Raw genomic sequence first — 14787 nt, 5'->3', positions numbered from 1 at the left:
AACCAGCCTCTGCATCAATTCTGAAACAAAGGCCGTGTCCCGCCCTCACCTTGTGAGAACGGGACACGGATCACACCCGGCCGGGCTGGAGACGCCCGGCCGGGCCGGGGTCAGCCCTCCTCGGGCGGGGCCGAGGCGGTCACGGAGGGCGACGACTGCTCGGCGGCGACGGTCTTCTTCGCCGTCGTCTTCTTCGTCGTGGCCTTCTTCGTCGTGGCCTTCTTCGCCGTCGTCTTCTTCGCGGCTGTGGACTTGGCGGCCGTCGTCTTGGCCGCCGTGGTCTTGGCGGCCGTCTTCTTCGCGGTCGCCTTCTTGGCCGGGGCCTTCTTGGCGGTCTTGCGGACCGTCTTCTTGGCCGGGGCCGGGGCTGCCTCCCCCCCGTCCTCCGCCACCGGGGCGGCCTCGGAGGTACCGGCGGCGGGCGCACCCGTCACCACGACGACCTCGGCCTCCCCGGCGCCGGCGGGCGAACCCGCCGGGGCGGTGACCTTGCGGGTCACCCGGCGCCGTGCGCGCGGCGGGGCGGCGACCGGTGCGGCCTCCTCCTCGGCGGCCGGAGCCTCGGGCGCGGTCTCCTGGACGGATGCCTCGTCCTGCGGACGGGCAGGCGGCTCGGCCGCCGGAGCGACCGGGTCCTCGGCCGCGACGGGCTCCGCCGCGGGCGAGACCGGCTGGACCGGCTGCGGCACGTCGGCCTGCTTGGGCGAGCCCGCCGGAGCGGTCGCCTTACGGGTCGCCCTGCGCCGCGTCCGGGCCGGGGGCGCTGCCTCGGCCGGGGCCTCGGCTCCGTCACCCGGTGCCGGCTCGGACGGTGCCGCCGGTTCCGGGGCCGCCGGTTCCGGTGCCTCCGCCGTCGCCGGTTCCACGGCCGGCTCGGGCCGTGCCTCGGACGCCGCGACGGGCTCGGCCACCGGTGCCGGTGCCGGTGCGGTCTGCGGGGCACCGGCCGGGGCCGTCGCCTTGCGGCCGCCACGCCGACGTCCGCGGCCACGGGCCGCCGCCTCGGCCTCGGCCGGGCTGCTGTACAGCTCCTCGTCCGCGCCGAACTCCGGCTCGGGCAGCGCCACCGGGGCGGCTGCCTCGGCCGCCACCTCGGCCTCCGTCTCGGCGGGCTCCTCGTGCCCGTCGTGCGCGGCGGCGTGCTCCTGCTCGTGGCGGTCGGCGTGCTCGTGCTCGTGGTCGTGCCCGGCGCCGCCCCGGCCGCGCTTCTTGGACTTCTTGCCGCCCCCGCCGCCCGTGGACGCCGGCTGCTCCATGTGCACGATGACACCGCGTCCGTTGCAGTGGACGCAGGTCTCGGAGAAGGACTCCAGCAGACCCTGCCCCACGCGCTTACGGGTCATCTGGACCAGGCCCAGCGAGGTGACCTCGGCGACCTGGTGCTTGGTGCGGTCCCGGCCCAGGCATTCCAGCAGCCGCCGCAGGACGAGGTCCCGGTTGGACTCCAGGACCATGTCGATGAAGTCGACGACCACGATGCCGCCGAGGTCGCGCAGCCGCAGCTGGCGCACGATCTCCTCGGCCGCCTCCAGGTTGTTCTTGGTGACGGTCTCCTCGAGGTTCCCGCCCTGCCCGGTGAACTTTCCGGTGTTGACGTCGACGACGACCATCGCCTCGGTCTTGTCGATCACCAGCGAGCCGCCGCTGGGCAGGTAGACCTTCCGGTCCAGCGCCTTCATCAGCTGCTCGTCGATCCGGTACGTCGCGAAGACGTCGACCTCGGACGTCCACCGCGACAGCCGGTCCACGAGGTCCGGCGCCACCTGCGAGACATATCCGTGGATGGTCTCCCACGCGTCGTCACCGCTGACGATCACCTTCGAGAAGTCCTCGTTGAAGATGTCGCGGACGACCCGCACCGTCATGTCCGGCTCGCCGTACAGCAGGGTCGGCGCGTTGGAGCTGGTGGTGCTCTTCGACTTCTTCTGGATCTCTTCCCACTGGCCCTGCAGCCGCTCGACGTCGCGGCGCAGCTCCTCCTCGCTCGCGCCCTCGGCGGCGGTGCGCACGATGACACCCGCGTCCTCGGGAACGATCTTCTTGAGGATGGTCTTCAGCCGGGCGCGCTCGGTGTCGGGCAGCTTGCGGCTGATACCGGTCATCGAGCCCTCGGGCACATAGACCAGGTAGCGGCCGGGCAGCGAGACCTGGCTGGTCAGCCGGGCGCCCTTGTGGCCGATCGGGTCCTTGGTCACCTGGACGAGGACCGACTGGCCGGACTTCAGCGCGCTCTCGATGCGGCGCGGCCCGTGGGCCATGCCGAGCGCCTCGAAGTTGACCTCACCGGCGTACAGGACGGCGTTGCGCCCCTTGCCGATGTCGACGAACGCCGCCTCCATGGACGGCAGGACGTTCTGCACCTTGCCCAGGTAGACGTTGCCGACGTAGCTGGTGGCCTGCTCCTTGTTGACGTAGTGCTCGACGAGCACGTTGTCCTCGAGGACGCCGATCTGGGTGCGCTCGCCGCTCTGGCGGACGACCATGACCCGCTCGACCGCCTCGCGGCGGGCCAGGAACTCGGCCTCGGTGATGATCGGCACACGGCGGCGGCCCTGCTCGCGCCCTTCGCGGCGGCGCTGCTTCTTGGCCTCCATACGGGTCGAGCCCTTGATGGACCGGACCTCGTCGAAGCCGGTACCCGGCTCGCGCTCCGCCTCCTTCTTGCGCGGCTCCCGGACCTTGACGACCGTACGCTCCGGGTCGTCCGAGCCCGTGGCCGCCTCCTCGGACGCGGCGTCCGAGCTGCGGCGGCGACGGCGACGGCGACGGCGGCTGCTGCTGGAGCCGGAGGGGCCGGACTCGTCGTCCTCCTCCTCGTCGTCCCGGTCCTGCCGCTCCTCGTCGGATGCCTCGGCGGCCCCGCTCACGGGTTCGTCGTGCTGCTCGGTGTCCTCCGGGTCACCGGCCTCGCCACGACGGCGGCGGCGGCCACCGCGGCGGCGACGGCGGGAGGGCCGGTCGCCGTACTCGTCGGCCTCGTCACCCTCGCCCTCGTGCTCGGCGCCGGTGTCGGCCCGGTCCTCCTCGTGCTCGTCCTCGGGGGTCTCCTCGGCGGGCAGCGTGACGGGTGTCGCGGCCGGCTCGGTCTCGACGGCCTCACCGCGGCGGCGACGGCGACGGCGCGAACCGCTCTGCGGCGCCGCCTCGGTCTCCTCGGTGCCCGGGGCGGTCTCGGCGGCGGTCCGCTGCCGGCCGGTGTCCCTGCGCGGGGTCCGCTCCTCCGTCTGCCGCTCCTCGTGCTCGTCCTCCTCGTCGTACGGCGAGGCGGGACCGGCCGCGGCTGCCGCGGCGGCCGCGGTCTCCGGGGTCTGGAACATCGGCTCGGCGAAGACCGGGGCCTGGAAGACGGCGACGGCGGGGCGCGTGGCGCGACGGCTGCGGCGTTCCGGCTCCTCGGCCCTGCCGGTGAACTCGGGCCGGCCCGCGGGAGCGGTGGCACGACGGCGCTGGCGGCCGCGCGGCGCTGCTTCCTCGGTGGTCCCGGCGGTCTCGGCGGCCAGTTCCTCCGCCACAGCGGCGGGAAGGCTCTCACCGGTGCCGGCGGCCGACGCCTCGGCGAGTTCCTCGGCCGGGGCGGCGGGCCCGGTGGGCTGCGGGGCTCCTGCGGGGGCGCTCGCCTTGCGGGTGGCACGACGACGGCGGGGGGCCGCGGCGGCCGGTTCCGCGGGGGCGGCTTCTTCGGCCGGGGCCTGCGCGGCCGGGGCCTCCACAGCCGCGGGCTCCACGGCCTCGGGCTCCGGAACGGCCGTCCCGGCGGTCTGCGGCGTACCGGCCGGAGCGGAGGCGCGCCGCCGTCCACGGCCGCGCGGCGCGGCGGCCGGCTCCGCCACGGGGGCGGGTTCGGCAGCGGCGGCGGGTTCGGCAGCGGGGGCAGATTCGTCTGCGGCGGGCTCCCCGGCGGATCCGACGGGCTGCGGGGGGCCGGCCGGTGCGGTCGCCTTACGGACGACGCGACGACGGCCACGGGGGGCCGCCACAGGCTCGGACTCCACAGGCTCGGGCTCCACGGCCTCGGCCTCCACGGCTTCCTCGGCCTCTTCCAGCTCTTCCGGCTCCTCGGCCACGGCCGGCTCGGCGATCTGCTCGGCGGCCTCGGGCGCACCGGCGGGGGCGGTCGCCTTGCGCACCGCCCGGCGGCGCGGCCGGGCGGGGGGCGCGGCCTCGGCCGTTCCGGCCGTCTCGTCGGCCGGGGCGCTACCGGCGGCCACCGCCGGCTCCACGCTCTCCGCGGCCGTCTCGGTCGGCCCGGCCTCAGCGGTCCCGCCACTCCGGGGGGCGCCCGCCGGGGCGGTCGCCTTGCGCACCGCGCGGCGGCGCGGACGCGCCGGCGGCGCGGCGTCGCCGGCCTCGGTGGCAGCGGCCTCGGCGGCAAAGGGCGCTTCGGCGTCGGACCCCGCCGGTATGGCCGGCGTGGCGTCCACCGGGGCGGACGCGCCCGGTCCGCCCGAGGGCGGACCCGCGGGCCGGGAGGCGGCGCGGCGCCTGCGGCGCGGCGGCAGCTTGTCCCCGGGGGCGTTGTTCTCTTCGGTGTTCCCGGTCGCACCGGGTTCGTTCGGCTCGTGCATGCGGGCGGTTCTCCCGTCGCGCTCCCGGGCGCCGCGTCTGATTCCGGTCGGGACGCTTCGCGTGATGTGCGCGACGCGCCCTCCGGGGCGCGGGCGCCGCACGGGAGCTGATGTCTGGCTCGCCGGTTCCCTACGCGGTCTGCGTACGGCCTGGCGAAAGTCTTATGGGGGTTGTGCGCGGCCCGACCCAGGTGGCTCCCGGGTCCGAGGGCTGCGCTACGACGACCGCCTTACGCGGAACCCGCACCCTCGGGCACCGTCGCGACGGCGGCCGGGTCGGCCTGCGTACTGACGGCCGGGGCTGCCTCGCGGTCGGGCGCGAGCGGGTCGGTCACCGTGCCGGACTCCTCGTCGAAGAGCCCCTGCGCCAGCCTGGTCACCGCTGCGGGGACCGGCGGCGCCAGGTCGGCCACAGCTCGGAGACCGGACAGGACGTCGTCGGGTCGCACGGCGGGTGTCTCGTGCCGCACAACCAGCCGCAGTATCGCACAGGGCGTGTCCCCGGGCCTATCAGGCTGTGGATCAAGGGCCTGCAGTTCGACGACCGCGGCACGGGCGTCGAAGGTGCGCATGCCGTTCTTCGCCCGGCGCTGGACCTCGACGGTTCCGGCGGCCATGAAGGCGTCGACGGCCTTGCGCGCGTCCTCGACGGCGACCCGGTCCAGCCGCAGTTCCCACACGGAGGCGGTGAGCCGGTCGGCGAGGCCCGGGGTGCGGGCCTCGACGGCGTCGGTGATGTCGAGGCCGTCGGGCAGCGACGCGTCGAGCAGCGCGCGCAGGACGGCGGGGTCGCGTGCCTCGGTGAGGGCGATCTCCAGGAACTCGGCCTCGCTGCCCGTACCGGTAGGGGCGGCGTTGGCGTACGAGACCTTGGGGTGCGGGGTGAAGCCCGCCGAGTAGGCCATGGGCACCTCGGAGCGGCGCAGCGCCCGCTCGAAGGCACGCTGGAAGTCTCGGTGACTGGTGAACCGGAGGCGGCCCCGCTTGGTGTAGCGCAGTCGGATGCGCTGCACCGCCGGCGCGGGCGGCGGGCCTTCGGGCTGTCGCTTGCCCAGTGGTTCTTCTCCTCGGTGCGGGGCGGACGCGGTGGCGTGCCGCCCACGAAGTACAGGGTGCCCCGGGGTGCCGCTCCGGCTCACCCCCGGCCGGCGACGGGGTCGGCGGTCGGGGAGATCTCGGGTGCGGGCGCCGCACTGGGGACAGTCGTTGTCCTACCCAGGGTACGCGCAGCGGACCCGTGGAGTTCCCGCGCCCGCCTGACCTGCGGCGGGCCGGCCGCCGGCGCACACCGTGCGCCCCGGCGGCGCGGACGCGAACGCCCGGCCCGGGGTCTCCCGGGGCCGGGCGTTCGTCACCGGGCTGCCCCCGGCCGGCCACTCGTGGCTACTTCACGACGGTGAGCGTTACTTCACGGCGTGAGCGTTACTTCACGACGGTGAGCGGCAGCAGTTTCTTGCCGGTGGGGCCGATCTGGATGCTGGTGTCCATCTGCGGGCACACCCCGCAGTCGAAGCACGGCGTCCAGCGGCAGTCCTCGACCTCGGTCTCGTCGAGGGCGTCCTGCCAGTCCTCCCAGAGCCAGTCCTTGTCGAGGCCGGAGTCCAGGTGGTCCCAGGGCAGGACCTCCTCGTAGGTCCGCTCACGGGTGGTGTACCAGTCGACGTCCACGCCGAACTCCGGCAGCGTCTTCCCGGCGCTCTTCATCCACAGGTCGTAGCTGAAGTGCTCGCGCCAGCCGTCGAAGCGGCCGCCGGACTCGTAGACCTCGCGGATGACGGAGCCGACACGGCGGTCGCCCCGGGAGAGCAGGCCCTCGACGATGCCGGGCTTGCCGTCGTGGTAGCGGAAGCCGATGGAGCGGCCGTACTTCTTGTCGCCGCGGATCTTGTCGCGGAGCTTGGCGAGCCGGGCGTCGGTCTCCTCCGCGCCCAGCTGGGGGGCCCACTGGAAGGGGGTGTGCGGCTTGGGCACGAAGCCGCCGATGGAGACGGTGCAGCGGATGTCGTTCTGGCCGGACACCTCGCGGCCCTTGGCGATGACGTTGACCGCCATGTCGCCGATCTGGAGGACGTCCTCGTCGGTCTCGGTGGGCAGGCCGCACATGAAGTACAGCTTCACCTGGCGCCAGCCGTTGCCGTAGGCGGTGGCGACGGTCCGGATCAGGTCCTCCTCCGAGACCATCTTGTTGATGACCTTGCGCATGCGCTCGGAGCCGCCCTCGGGGGCGAAGGTGAGGCCGGACCGGCGGCCGTTGCGGGTCAGCTCGTTGGCCAGGTCCACGTTGAACGCGTCGACGCGGGTGGAGGGCAGCGAGAGGCCGATCTTGTCCTCGGTGTAGCGGTCGGCCAGTCCCTTGGCGATCTCACCGATCTCGGTGTGGTCGGCGGAGGACAGCGAGAGCAGCCCGACCTCCTCGAAGCCGGTGGCCTTGAGTCCCTTGTCGACCATCTCGCCGATGCCGGTGATGCTTCGCTCCCGCACGGGGCGCGTGATCATGCCGGCCTGGCAGAAACGGCAGCCGCGGGTGCAGCCGCGGAAGATCTCGACGGACATCCGCTCGTGGACGGTCTCGGCCAGCGGCACGAGGGGCTGCTTGGGGTACGGCCACTCGTCGAGGTCCATCACGGTGTGCTTGGACACCCGCCACGGCACGCCCGACCGGTTGGGCACGACCCGGCCGATGCGGCCGTCGGGGAGGTACTCCACGTCGTAGAAGCCGGGGACGTACACGCCGCCGGTCTTCGCCAGGCGGAGCAGCACCTCCTCCCGGCCTCCGGGCCGGCCTTCGGCCTTCCAGGCGCGGATGATCTCGGTGACCTCCAGGACGGCCTGTTCCCCGTCGCCGATGACCGCGCAGTCGATGAACTCCGCGATCGGCTCCGGGTTGAACGCCGCGTGGCCGCCCGCGAGCACGATCGGGTGGTCGACGGTACGGTCCTTCGCCTCCAGCGGGATGCCCGCGAGGTCCAGTGCCGTGAGCATGTTGGTGTAGCCGAGCTCGGTGGAGAAGCTCAGCCCGAACACGTCGAACGCGCCGACGGGGCGGTGGCTGTCCACGGTGAACTGGGGCACCCGGTGCTCGCGCATCAGCGCCTCGAGGTCGGGCCAGACGCTGTACGTCCGCTCGGCGAGGACGCCGTCCCGCTCGTTGAGTACCTCGTAGAGGATCATGACGCCCTGGTTGGGGAGCCCGACCTCGTAGGCGTCCGGGTACATGAGGGCCCAGCGGACGTCGCATTCGTCCCACGGTTTGACGGTGGAGTTCAGCTCACCGCCGACGTACTGGATGGGCTTCTGCACATGCGGGAGCAGAGCTTCGAGCTGCGGGAAGACCGACTCGGCAGACATCTGAGGACCTTCGTGAGCTGGCAGGGGTGACCATCAAGCGTACCCCGGTGCTCAGTGCTCCTGCGCCGCCCGCAGACCGGGCTCCGCCGCGCGGGCCCACACCCCGGGCAGTTCGCGTTCCCGTTCCCCGGCGGCCGCCTCCTCGTGTCCGTACACGAGACCCCAGGTGAACGCGGACTCGCCGGCGCCGTGTGCCTGGGCGGCGAGGGTGCGGAGGGCGTCGCGGGCCACGACGCTGTCCTGGTGGTCGCCGAGGGCCTTCTGGACCTTCTTCGTCCGTGCGGCGACTTTTTTGGCGGGCTTGCCGAGGGCGGGCCGGGCGGCCTCGGCCGCGTAGCGGACCCGTTTGGCGGTCTTGCGGGCCTCGTGCAGGGCCGTGTCACGGTCCGGGCCCGGCGGCAGTTCCAGGGCGTGGCCGACGCGGGCGGCCAGGCGTGCGTGCTCCTTCAGTACCGCGCGCGGCAGGACCTTCCCGGGGGCCTTCGCCGCGCGGGGCCGCAGCGGCGGATCGGCGAGAAGGTCCTCCAGCGACTCCAGCAGGGCCAGGTGGCGTTCCGAGTCCAGCGCCTCCAGAACCCGGCTCCGCGCTCCGGCGCGCCGGGCGGCGGAGGAGAGGTCCAGCCGGGCCCGCACCGGGCCGAGGACCAGGGTGCCGGGCAGTTCCGCGATCCTGCTGCGGAGCCGTGCGTCCAGGACTTCCCGGTCGCGGTCGACGCCCAGTTCGGCGGCGAGCCATTTCAGCTCCTCGCGCACCGGGTCGGTGGCGGCCCGGCCGAGCACCGCGCGGTACGTCCGCAGGGCGCTGCGGAGTCTGCGGGTGGCGACCCGCATGTGGTGGACGCTGTCGGGCAGGTCCCGGCGCACGGCGGGGTCGAGGGTGACGAGGGCGTCGGCCTGCTCGCGCAGGTAGGCGAGGACGTGGTCGCCGGCGGTGCGCGGGGCGGCGGTCCCGGGCCGCTGTTCCCGTTCCTCCCGGGGGGCGGTGCCGGCCAGGGCCCTGGCCAGTTTGGAGGCCGAGCGGGCGGGGCGTACACCGGCCTCGCACAGACGGTCCCCGACGGCGTCGAGGAGGGCCGGGTCGCCGTCGTCGGCGAGTTCGACCTCGATCTCGGTCCAGGTGGAGGTGGTGCCGCGCCCCCGGGCGGTCAGACGTTCGGCGAGCACCTCGTCGATGCTCACCTCGGCGAGCAGCAGGCCGTTCCCGTCGAGGAGGTGGTGGACGTCGCGGGTGGACAGGACGCGGGCGGCGGGGGCGACCGGCCGGCCGCGGACGCGGGAGCGGACCAGCGAGGCGAGGGCGGGCGGCAGGGTGTCGGAGAGCGGGGCCCGGATCTCGTCGCGGGTGTCGGCGCGGACCGGGAACTTGAGGTGCCATCCGGCGTCCTCTCCCCCGGTCCGGCGCCGCAGGGTGAGCGAGCCGGCGGCGAGTCTGAGGTCGTCCGTGTCGTAGTACACGGCGTCCAGCTCGAAGACGCCCCGGGGGGCGACGGCCGCGACCCCGGCCACCCCGGTCAGGTCGGGCAGCCGGGTGTCCGGGGTGGCTTCGTACTTCCGCTCGATCTCACGTTTCGAGTCCGCCATGGACCGAATGTATCCGCGCGGGGCGGGATCATGCGTGGTCTCAGGCCGACATGGGCCGTTGCACCCGGATCGACTGGAGCAGCCCGATCGCCACCCATACGGCGAACATCGACGACCCGCCGTACGAGACGAAGGGCAGCGGCAGGCCGGCCACCGGCATGATGCCGAGGGTCATCCCGATGTTCTCGAAGGACTGGAAGGCGAACCAGGCGATGATGCCGGCGGCGACGATCGTGCCGTACAGCTCGGTGGTCTCGCGGGCGATGCGGCAGGCGCGCCACAGGACGACACCGAGCAGCACGATGATCAGCCCGGCGCCGACGAAGCCCAGCTCCTCCCCCGCGACGGTGAAGACGAAGTCGGTCTGCTGTTCGGGGACGAACTGGCCGGTGGTCTGCGAGCCCTGGAAGAGGCCGGTGCCGGTGAGTCCGCCGGAACCGATGGCGATCCGGGCCTGGTTGGTGTTGTAGCCGACGCCGGCCGGGTCGAGGGCGGGGTTGGCGAAGGCGGCGAAGCGGGCGATCTGGTAGTCGTCGAGCACGCCGAGCTGCCAGACGGCCAGGGCGCCCGCGGTGCCGGCCCCGAGGAGTCCGAAGATCCAGCGGTTGGACGCCCCGGAGGCCAGCAGCACCCCGAGCACGATGACGGCCATGACCATGACGGAGCCGAGGTCGGGCATCAGCATGACGACGGCCATCGGGACGAGTGCCAGGCCGAGCGCCTTGGCGACCGTGCGGTGGTCGGGGTGGAGCTGGTCGCCCGCGTCGACGCGGGCGGCGAGCAGCATCGCCATCCCCAGGATGATCGTGATCTTGGTGAACTCGGAGGGCTGGAGGGAGAAGCCACCGGGAAGGAGGATCCAGGCGTGCGCGCCGTTGACGGTGGCGCCCAGCGGGGTGAGGACCGCCACGACGAGGACGACCGAGAGGCCGTAGAGGACCGGGACCGCGCCCCGCAGGGTGCGGTGCCCGAGCCAGATGGTGCCGATCATCAGCGCCAGGCCGATGCCGGTGTTCAGGACGTGCCGGAAGAGGAAGTAGTAGGGGTCGCCGTGGGTCAGCGAGTCCCGGTTGCGGGTCGCCGACCAGACCAGCAGCGACCCGGCGAAGGACAGCGCGAGCGCGGAGCCGAGCAGGGGCCAGTCCAGCCGCCGGACGACGGAGTCGCGGGCGGTGAGCTTGGCCCAGGCGGAGCGTTCGGGGGCGTAGCGGGAGACGGAGAAGCCTGCCATCAGTCCCTCCTCCCCGGTGCCCCGGCGAGGCCCGCGGCGAGCTGCTGCGTGCCGTCCTGGGCGGGCGGTTCGGGAGTGTAGGGCTTGATCTTCGGGGCGACGATCGAGCCGTCGGGGGTGATCTTCGGGAGGGTCTTCTGGGGCTCGGGCAGCAGGGCCTTCTTGAGGTCCTGCTTGCCGGAGGCGTCCAGCCCGTAGAGCGCGCTGTAGATGTTGCGCACGGCGGGGCCGGAGGCGCCGGAGCCCGTACCGCCCTGGGAGATCGTCATGACGATCGAGTAGTCCTCGGTGTACGAGGCGAACCAGGAGGTCGTCTGCTTGCCGTAGACCTCGGCGGTACCCGTCTTGGCGTGCATCGGGATCTTGTCCTGGGGCCAGCCGCCGAAACGCCAGGCGGCGCTGCCCCGGGTCGCGACTCCCGCGAGGGCTTCGTCTATCTTGTCGCGGGTGTCGCCCTTGAACGGCAGCTTGCCGTGGGCCCGGGGCTCGATCTCCTTCACCGTCCTGCCGTCACCGCTGATGACCGCCTTGCCGACGGTGGGGTCGTAGAGGGTGCCGCCGTTGGCGATGGCGGCGTAGATGGTGGCCATCTGGATCGGGGTGACGAGGGTGTCGCCCTGGCCGATCGAGTAGTTGACGGAGTCACCGGCGCGCATCTTGTAGCCCTCGACGCAGCCTTCGTACGCGATCTTCTCGACGTAGGTGCCGTCCTTCTTGCCCTGCTTGCACCAGGCGTCCTTGTTGGCGTCGTAGAAGTCCTGCTTCCACTCGCGGTCGGGGACGCGGCCGGCGACCTCGTTGGGGAGGTCGATGCCGGTCTCCTTGCCGAGGCCGAACTGGTGGGCGGTTTTGTAGAACCAGTCCGCCGGGTTCTTCTTCGGCTTGTTGCCGCCGTCCTTGGCCCATTCCTTGTGCGCCAGGCCGTAGTAGACGGTGTCGCAGGAGACCTCCAGGGCGCGGCCGAGGTCGATGCTGCCGTACCCCTGGGACTCGAAGTTCTTGAAGACCTGGCCGCCGATGGAGTAGGAGCTCGGGCAGGGGTAGCTGCCGTCGAAGTCGTAGCCGGCGTTGACCGCGGCCGTCGAGGAGATGACCTTGAAGATGGACCCGGGGGCCGCGGTGCCCTGGATGGCCCGGTTCAGCAGCGGGAAGTTGGACTTCTTGCCGGTGAGCTTCGCGTAGTCCTTGGCGGAGATGCCGCCGATCCAGGCGTTGGGGTCGTAGGTCGGCAGGGAGGCCATGGAGACGATGCGGCCGGTCTTCGTCTCCATGACGACGACGGCGCCGGAGTCCGCCTTGTAGAGCTCGTTGGTGTTGCGGTCCATCTCCTTGCGGGCCGTCTCCATCGCCTTGTTGAGCTCGTACTCGGCGACGGCCTGGACCCGGGCGTCGATGGAGGTGACGATGCTGGAGCCCGGCTCGGCCTCGTCGTTCTGGGCCTCGCCGATGACCCGCCCGAGGTTGTCGACCTCGTACCGGGTGACGCCGGCCTTGCCGCGCAGCTCCTTGTCGTAGGTGCGCTCCAGGCCGGAGCGGCCGACCTGGTCGGAGCGGAGGTAGGGCGAGTCGGTGTCCTGGGCCTTGGTGACCTCCTCGTCGGTCACCGGCGAGAGGTAGCCGAGCACCTGGGCGGTGTTGGCCTTGCCGGGCGAGGCGTAGCGGCGTACCGCGGTGGGTTCGGCGGTGATGCCGGGGAAGTCCTCGGCGCGCTCGCGGATCTGCAGGGCCTGCTGGGTGGTGGCCTCGTCGGTGACGGGGATCGGCTGGTAGGGCGAGCCGTTCCAGCAGGGCTGGGGGGTCTTGGAGTCGCAGAGGCGGACCTTGTCCGTGACCTCCTTGGGCTCCATGCCCAGGACCCCGGCGAGGCGGGTCAGCACACCGGCGCCGTCGTCCTTCATCTTCATCAGCTCGGTGCGGCTGGCCGAGACGACGAGACGGGTCTCGTTGTCGGCGAGGGGTACGCCCCGGGCGTCGAGGATGGAGCCGCGGACGGCCGGCTGCACGACCTGCTGGACGTGGTTGTTCTTCGCCTCGTCGGTGTACTCGTCGCCGTTGCGGATCTGGAGGTACCAGAGCCGGCCGCCGAGGGTGAGGAGCAGGGAGAAGACGAGGACCTGGATGACGACGAGGCGGATCTGGACCCGCTGGGTCCGGCCCGTCTCCGGGATGTTGCTCACGGGGCGCCCCCGGTGCTGGTGGGTCGGCCAGGGGTACGGGGGTCGCCCCCGGGGGAGAAGGGCCTCACAGTCGCTTGACCCCCTTGATCCTTCCCGCGCGTGCGGCGCGGCCGCGGGCCGCCCGCAGACGCAGCTGGCCGCGCTGGCTGCCGATGCTCAGCCCGGTGCCCGAGGCCAGCCATCCGGCGGCGACGTCACCGCCGGCGTTCTCGGTGACCGGGTCGGTCTCGGTACGTCTGGCGAGGGCCATGATCAGCGGGATCGTGAAGGGGGCGAGCAGCAGGTCGTACAGCGCCGCGGTGAACAGCAGGCTGCCGAGGCCCACATGGCGGGCGGCCGTGTCGCCGACCAGGGCGCCGACCCCGGCGTAGAGCAGGGTGGAGCCGAGGGCCGCGGCGACGACCACGGCCATCGGGGCGAAGGCCGACGTGAGCCGGCCGTTCGCGGGGCGGGTCAGTCCGGCGAGGTAGCCGATGACGCAGAGCACCAGGGCGTACCGTCCGGCCGCGTGGTCGGCGGGCGGTGCCAGGTCGGCCAGGAGGCCGGCGCCGAATCCGGTCAGCGCGCCGGCGACGTGTCCGTAGACGAAGGCGAGTCCGAGGACGACCAGGAGCAGCAGGTCGGGGGTGGCTCCGGGGAGTTGGAGGCGGGCGAGTACGGAGACCTGGACGACGAGGGCGACGACGACCAGGACGGCGGAGAGCAGGGTCCGGTTCACGCGCATGGGGATCAGCTCTATTCCTGCTCGTTCGCCGTGTCACCGGCGGGTGTGTCGGCGTTGCCCTCGGGCGGGTCGGCGGCGCCGGTCTCCGTGCCGGTACCGCTCCCGGCGTCGGCGTCGGGCTTGTCGTTGATGTTGCCGACCACCTTGCCGCTGCCGTCGACGAGGTCGCCGTTGGGCTGGACGGTGACGGTGACCGTGGGGGTGGGCTTGGGCTTCGCGGGCTTGGCGGGCTGCTTCGGCAGGACCATGTCGCGCGGGTCCTCGCGGGGTGCCTGCACCACGATGCCGACGATGTCCAGCTTGGTGAAGCCGACGAACGGCTCGACGTAGACGGTGCGGGTCAGGTCGCCGCCCGAGGGGTCCACACGGACGACCCGGCCGACCGGCACACCGGGCACGAAGGGCTTGTCCTCGCTGGAGCCGAAGGTGACCAGCCGGTCGCCCTTCTTCACTTCGGCCTTGCCGTTGAGGAACTGGACGGAGAGCGGCCTGGAGCCCTGGCCGGTGGCGAAGCCGAGTTCGTCGGTCTTCTCCATCCGGGTCCCGACGGTGAAGTCGGGGTCGTTGGCCAGGAGCACGGTCGCGGTCTCCGGGCCGACGGTGGTGACCCGGCCGACGAGCCCTTCGCCGTTGAGCACGGTCATGTCGCGCCGCAGGCCGTCGTCGGCGCCCGCGTCGATGGTGATCGTCCAGGAGAAGCCCTGGGCCGCTCCTATGGCGATGACCTCGGCGGCCTTGATGCCGTACTGGCCGGTTCCCGCGGTCCTGAGCAGGGAGTCGAGCTGCCGGGCCTTGCTGCTGTTGCGGTCGTCGCTGCCGAGTCTCGCCTTCAGTTCGGCGTTCTCGTGTTCCAGGGCCGCGATCCGGTCGTGCCGGTCCCCGGAGTCCCGTACGGCGCCGATGGCGTTGCCCACCGGGTCCACCGCCGCCGCGACGCCGTTCTCGACCGGCCCGAAGACCGTGGCGGCGGCCTGCCGGGCACCGTCCACCGGCGACTCCTCGCCCCCGCGGATGTCCACTGTGATCAACGCGAACGCGATCGCGATCAGCAGCACCAGGAGCAGCCGGCTCTCTCGTGTGTCCCTCACGTGCGGCGGCCGTGCCTTCCTCGTCGGAATGTTCGTGCCTGTATGTCAGCGTTCCGCCGCCGGGCGCGGCGGC

At 72.8% G+C, this 14787-nt stretch carries 8 protein-coding genes; all 8 read right to left on the bottom strand.

Annotated features, from left to right (window positions below):
* Positions 1–110: 110 nt before the first annotated feature.
* Positions 111–4565, bottom strand: coding sequence for a ribonuclease E/G (locus CP967_RS23175; protein WP_150489815.1), 4455 nt, complete (start codon positions 4563–4565; stop codon positions 111–113).
* Between the two features lie 230 nt (positions 4566–4795).
* Entirely contained in the window at positions 4796–5578 is a 783-nt protein-coding gene (locus CP967_RS23170) for a TIGR03936 family radical SAM-associated protein (protein WP_150489814.1), read from the bottom strand.
* Positions 5579–5987: 409 nt separating this feature from the next.
* Positions 5988–7913 carry a TIGR03960 family B12-binding radical SAM protein gene (locus tag CP967_RS23165; protein WP_150489813.1) on the bottom strand — a complete coding sequence of 642 codons (1926 nt, stop codon included), beginning with the start codon at positions 7911–7913 and terminating at the stop codon, positions 5988–5990.
* A 51-nt stretch (positions 7914–7964) separates the two neighbouring features.
* Complete coding sequence (locus CP967_RS23160; RefSeq protein ID WP_150489812.1) at positions 7965–9494, bottom strand: CYTH and CHAD domain-containing protein; 1530 nt, start codon at positions 9492–9494, stop codon at positions 7965–7967.
* Positions 9495–9534: 40 nt separating this feature from the next.
* On the bottom strand, positions 9535–10725 hold the full coding sequence (gene rodA / locus CP967_RS23155; protein ID WP_150489811.1) for a rod shape-determining protein RodA: 1191 nt from the start codon (positions 10723–10725) through the stop codon (positions 9535–9537).
* A complete protein-coding gene (gene mrdA / locus CP967_RS23150; protein WP_150489810.1) occupies positions 10725–12902 on the bottom strand; it encodes a penicillin-binding protein 2 in 2178 nt (725 codons plus the stop codon). Before mrdA ends, rodA begins: the two co-directional genes overlap by 1 nt.
* A gap of 64 nt (positions 12903–12966) precedes the next feature.
* The gene (gene mreD, locus CP967_RS23145) at positions 12967–13626 is read right to left on the bottom strand and encodes a rod shape-determining protein MreD (protein ID WP_150489809.1); all 660 of its coding nucleotides are present in this window, start codon (positions 13624–13626) and stop codon (positions 12967–12969) included.
* Between the two features lie 11 nt (positions 13627–13637).
* The gene (mreC, locus tag CP967_RS23140; RefSeq protein WP_150489808.1) at positions 13638–14714 is read right to left on the bottom strand and encodes a rod shape-determining protein MreC; all 1077 of its coding nucleotides are present in this window, start codon (positions 14712–14714) and stop codon (positions 13638–13640) included.
* Between the last annotated feature and the right edge of the window lie 73 nt (positions 14715–14787).

Source organism: Streptomyces nitrosporeus (assembly GCF_008704555.1).
In the GTDB taxonomy this organism is placed as follows: Bacteria; Actinomycetota; Actinomycetes; order Streptomycetales; family Streptomycetaceae; genus Streptomyces; species Streptomyces nitrosporeus.
Note: the sequence above shows the minus strand (reverse complement) of the source record. Positions and strands in the feature narration are given on the sequence as shown.

What these genes read in the sequence shown, in the direction of transcription:
- rodA (WP_150489811.1), bottom strand. Translation starts at nt 10,725, where the DNA reads ATGGCAGGCTTCTCCGTCTCCCGCTACGCCCCCGAACGCTCCGCCTGG.
- CP967_RS23175 (WP_150489815.1), bottom strand. Translation starts at nt 4,565, where the DNA reads ATGCACGAGCCGAACGAACCCGGTGCGACCGGGAACACCGAAGAGAAC.
- CP967_RS23160 (WP_150489812.1), bottom strand. Translation starts at nt 9,494, where the DNA reads ATGGCGGACTCGAAACGTGAGATCGAGCGGAAGTACGAAGCCACCCCG.
- mreD (WP_150489809.1), bottom strand. Translation starts at nt 13,626, where the DNA reads ATGCGCGTGAACCGGACCCTGCTCTCCGCCGTCCTGGTCGTCGTCGCC.
- CP967_RS23165 (WP_150489813.1), bottom strand. Translation starts at nt 7,913, where the DNA reads ATGTCTGCCGAGTCGGTCTTCCCGCAGCTCGAAGCTCTGCTCCCGCAT.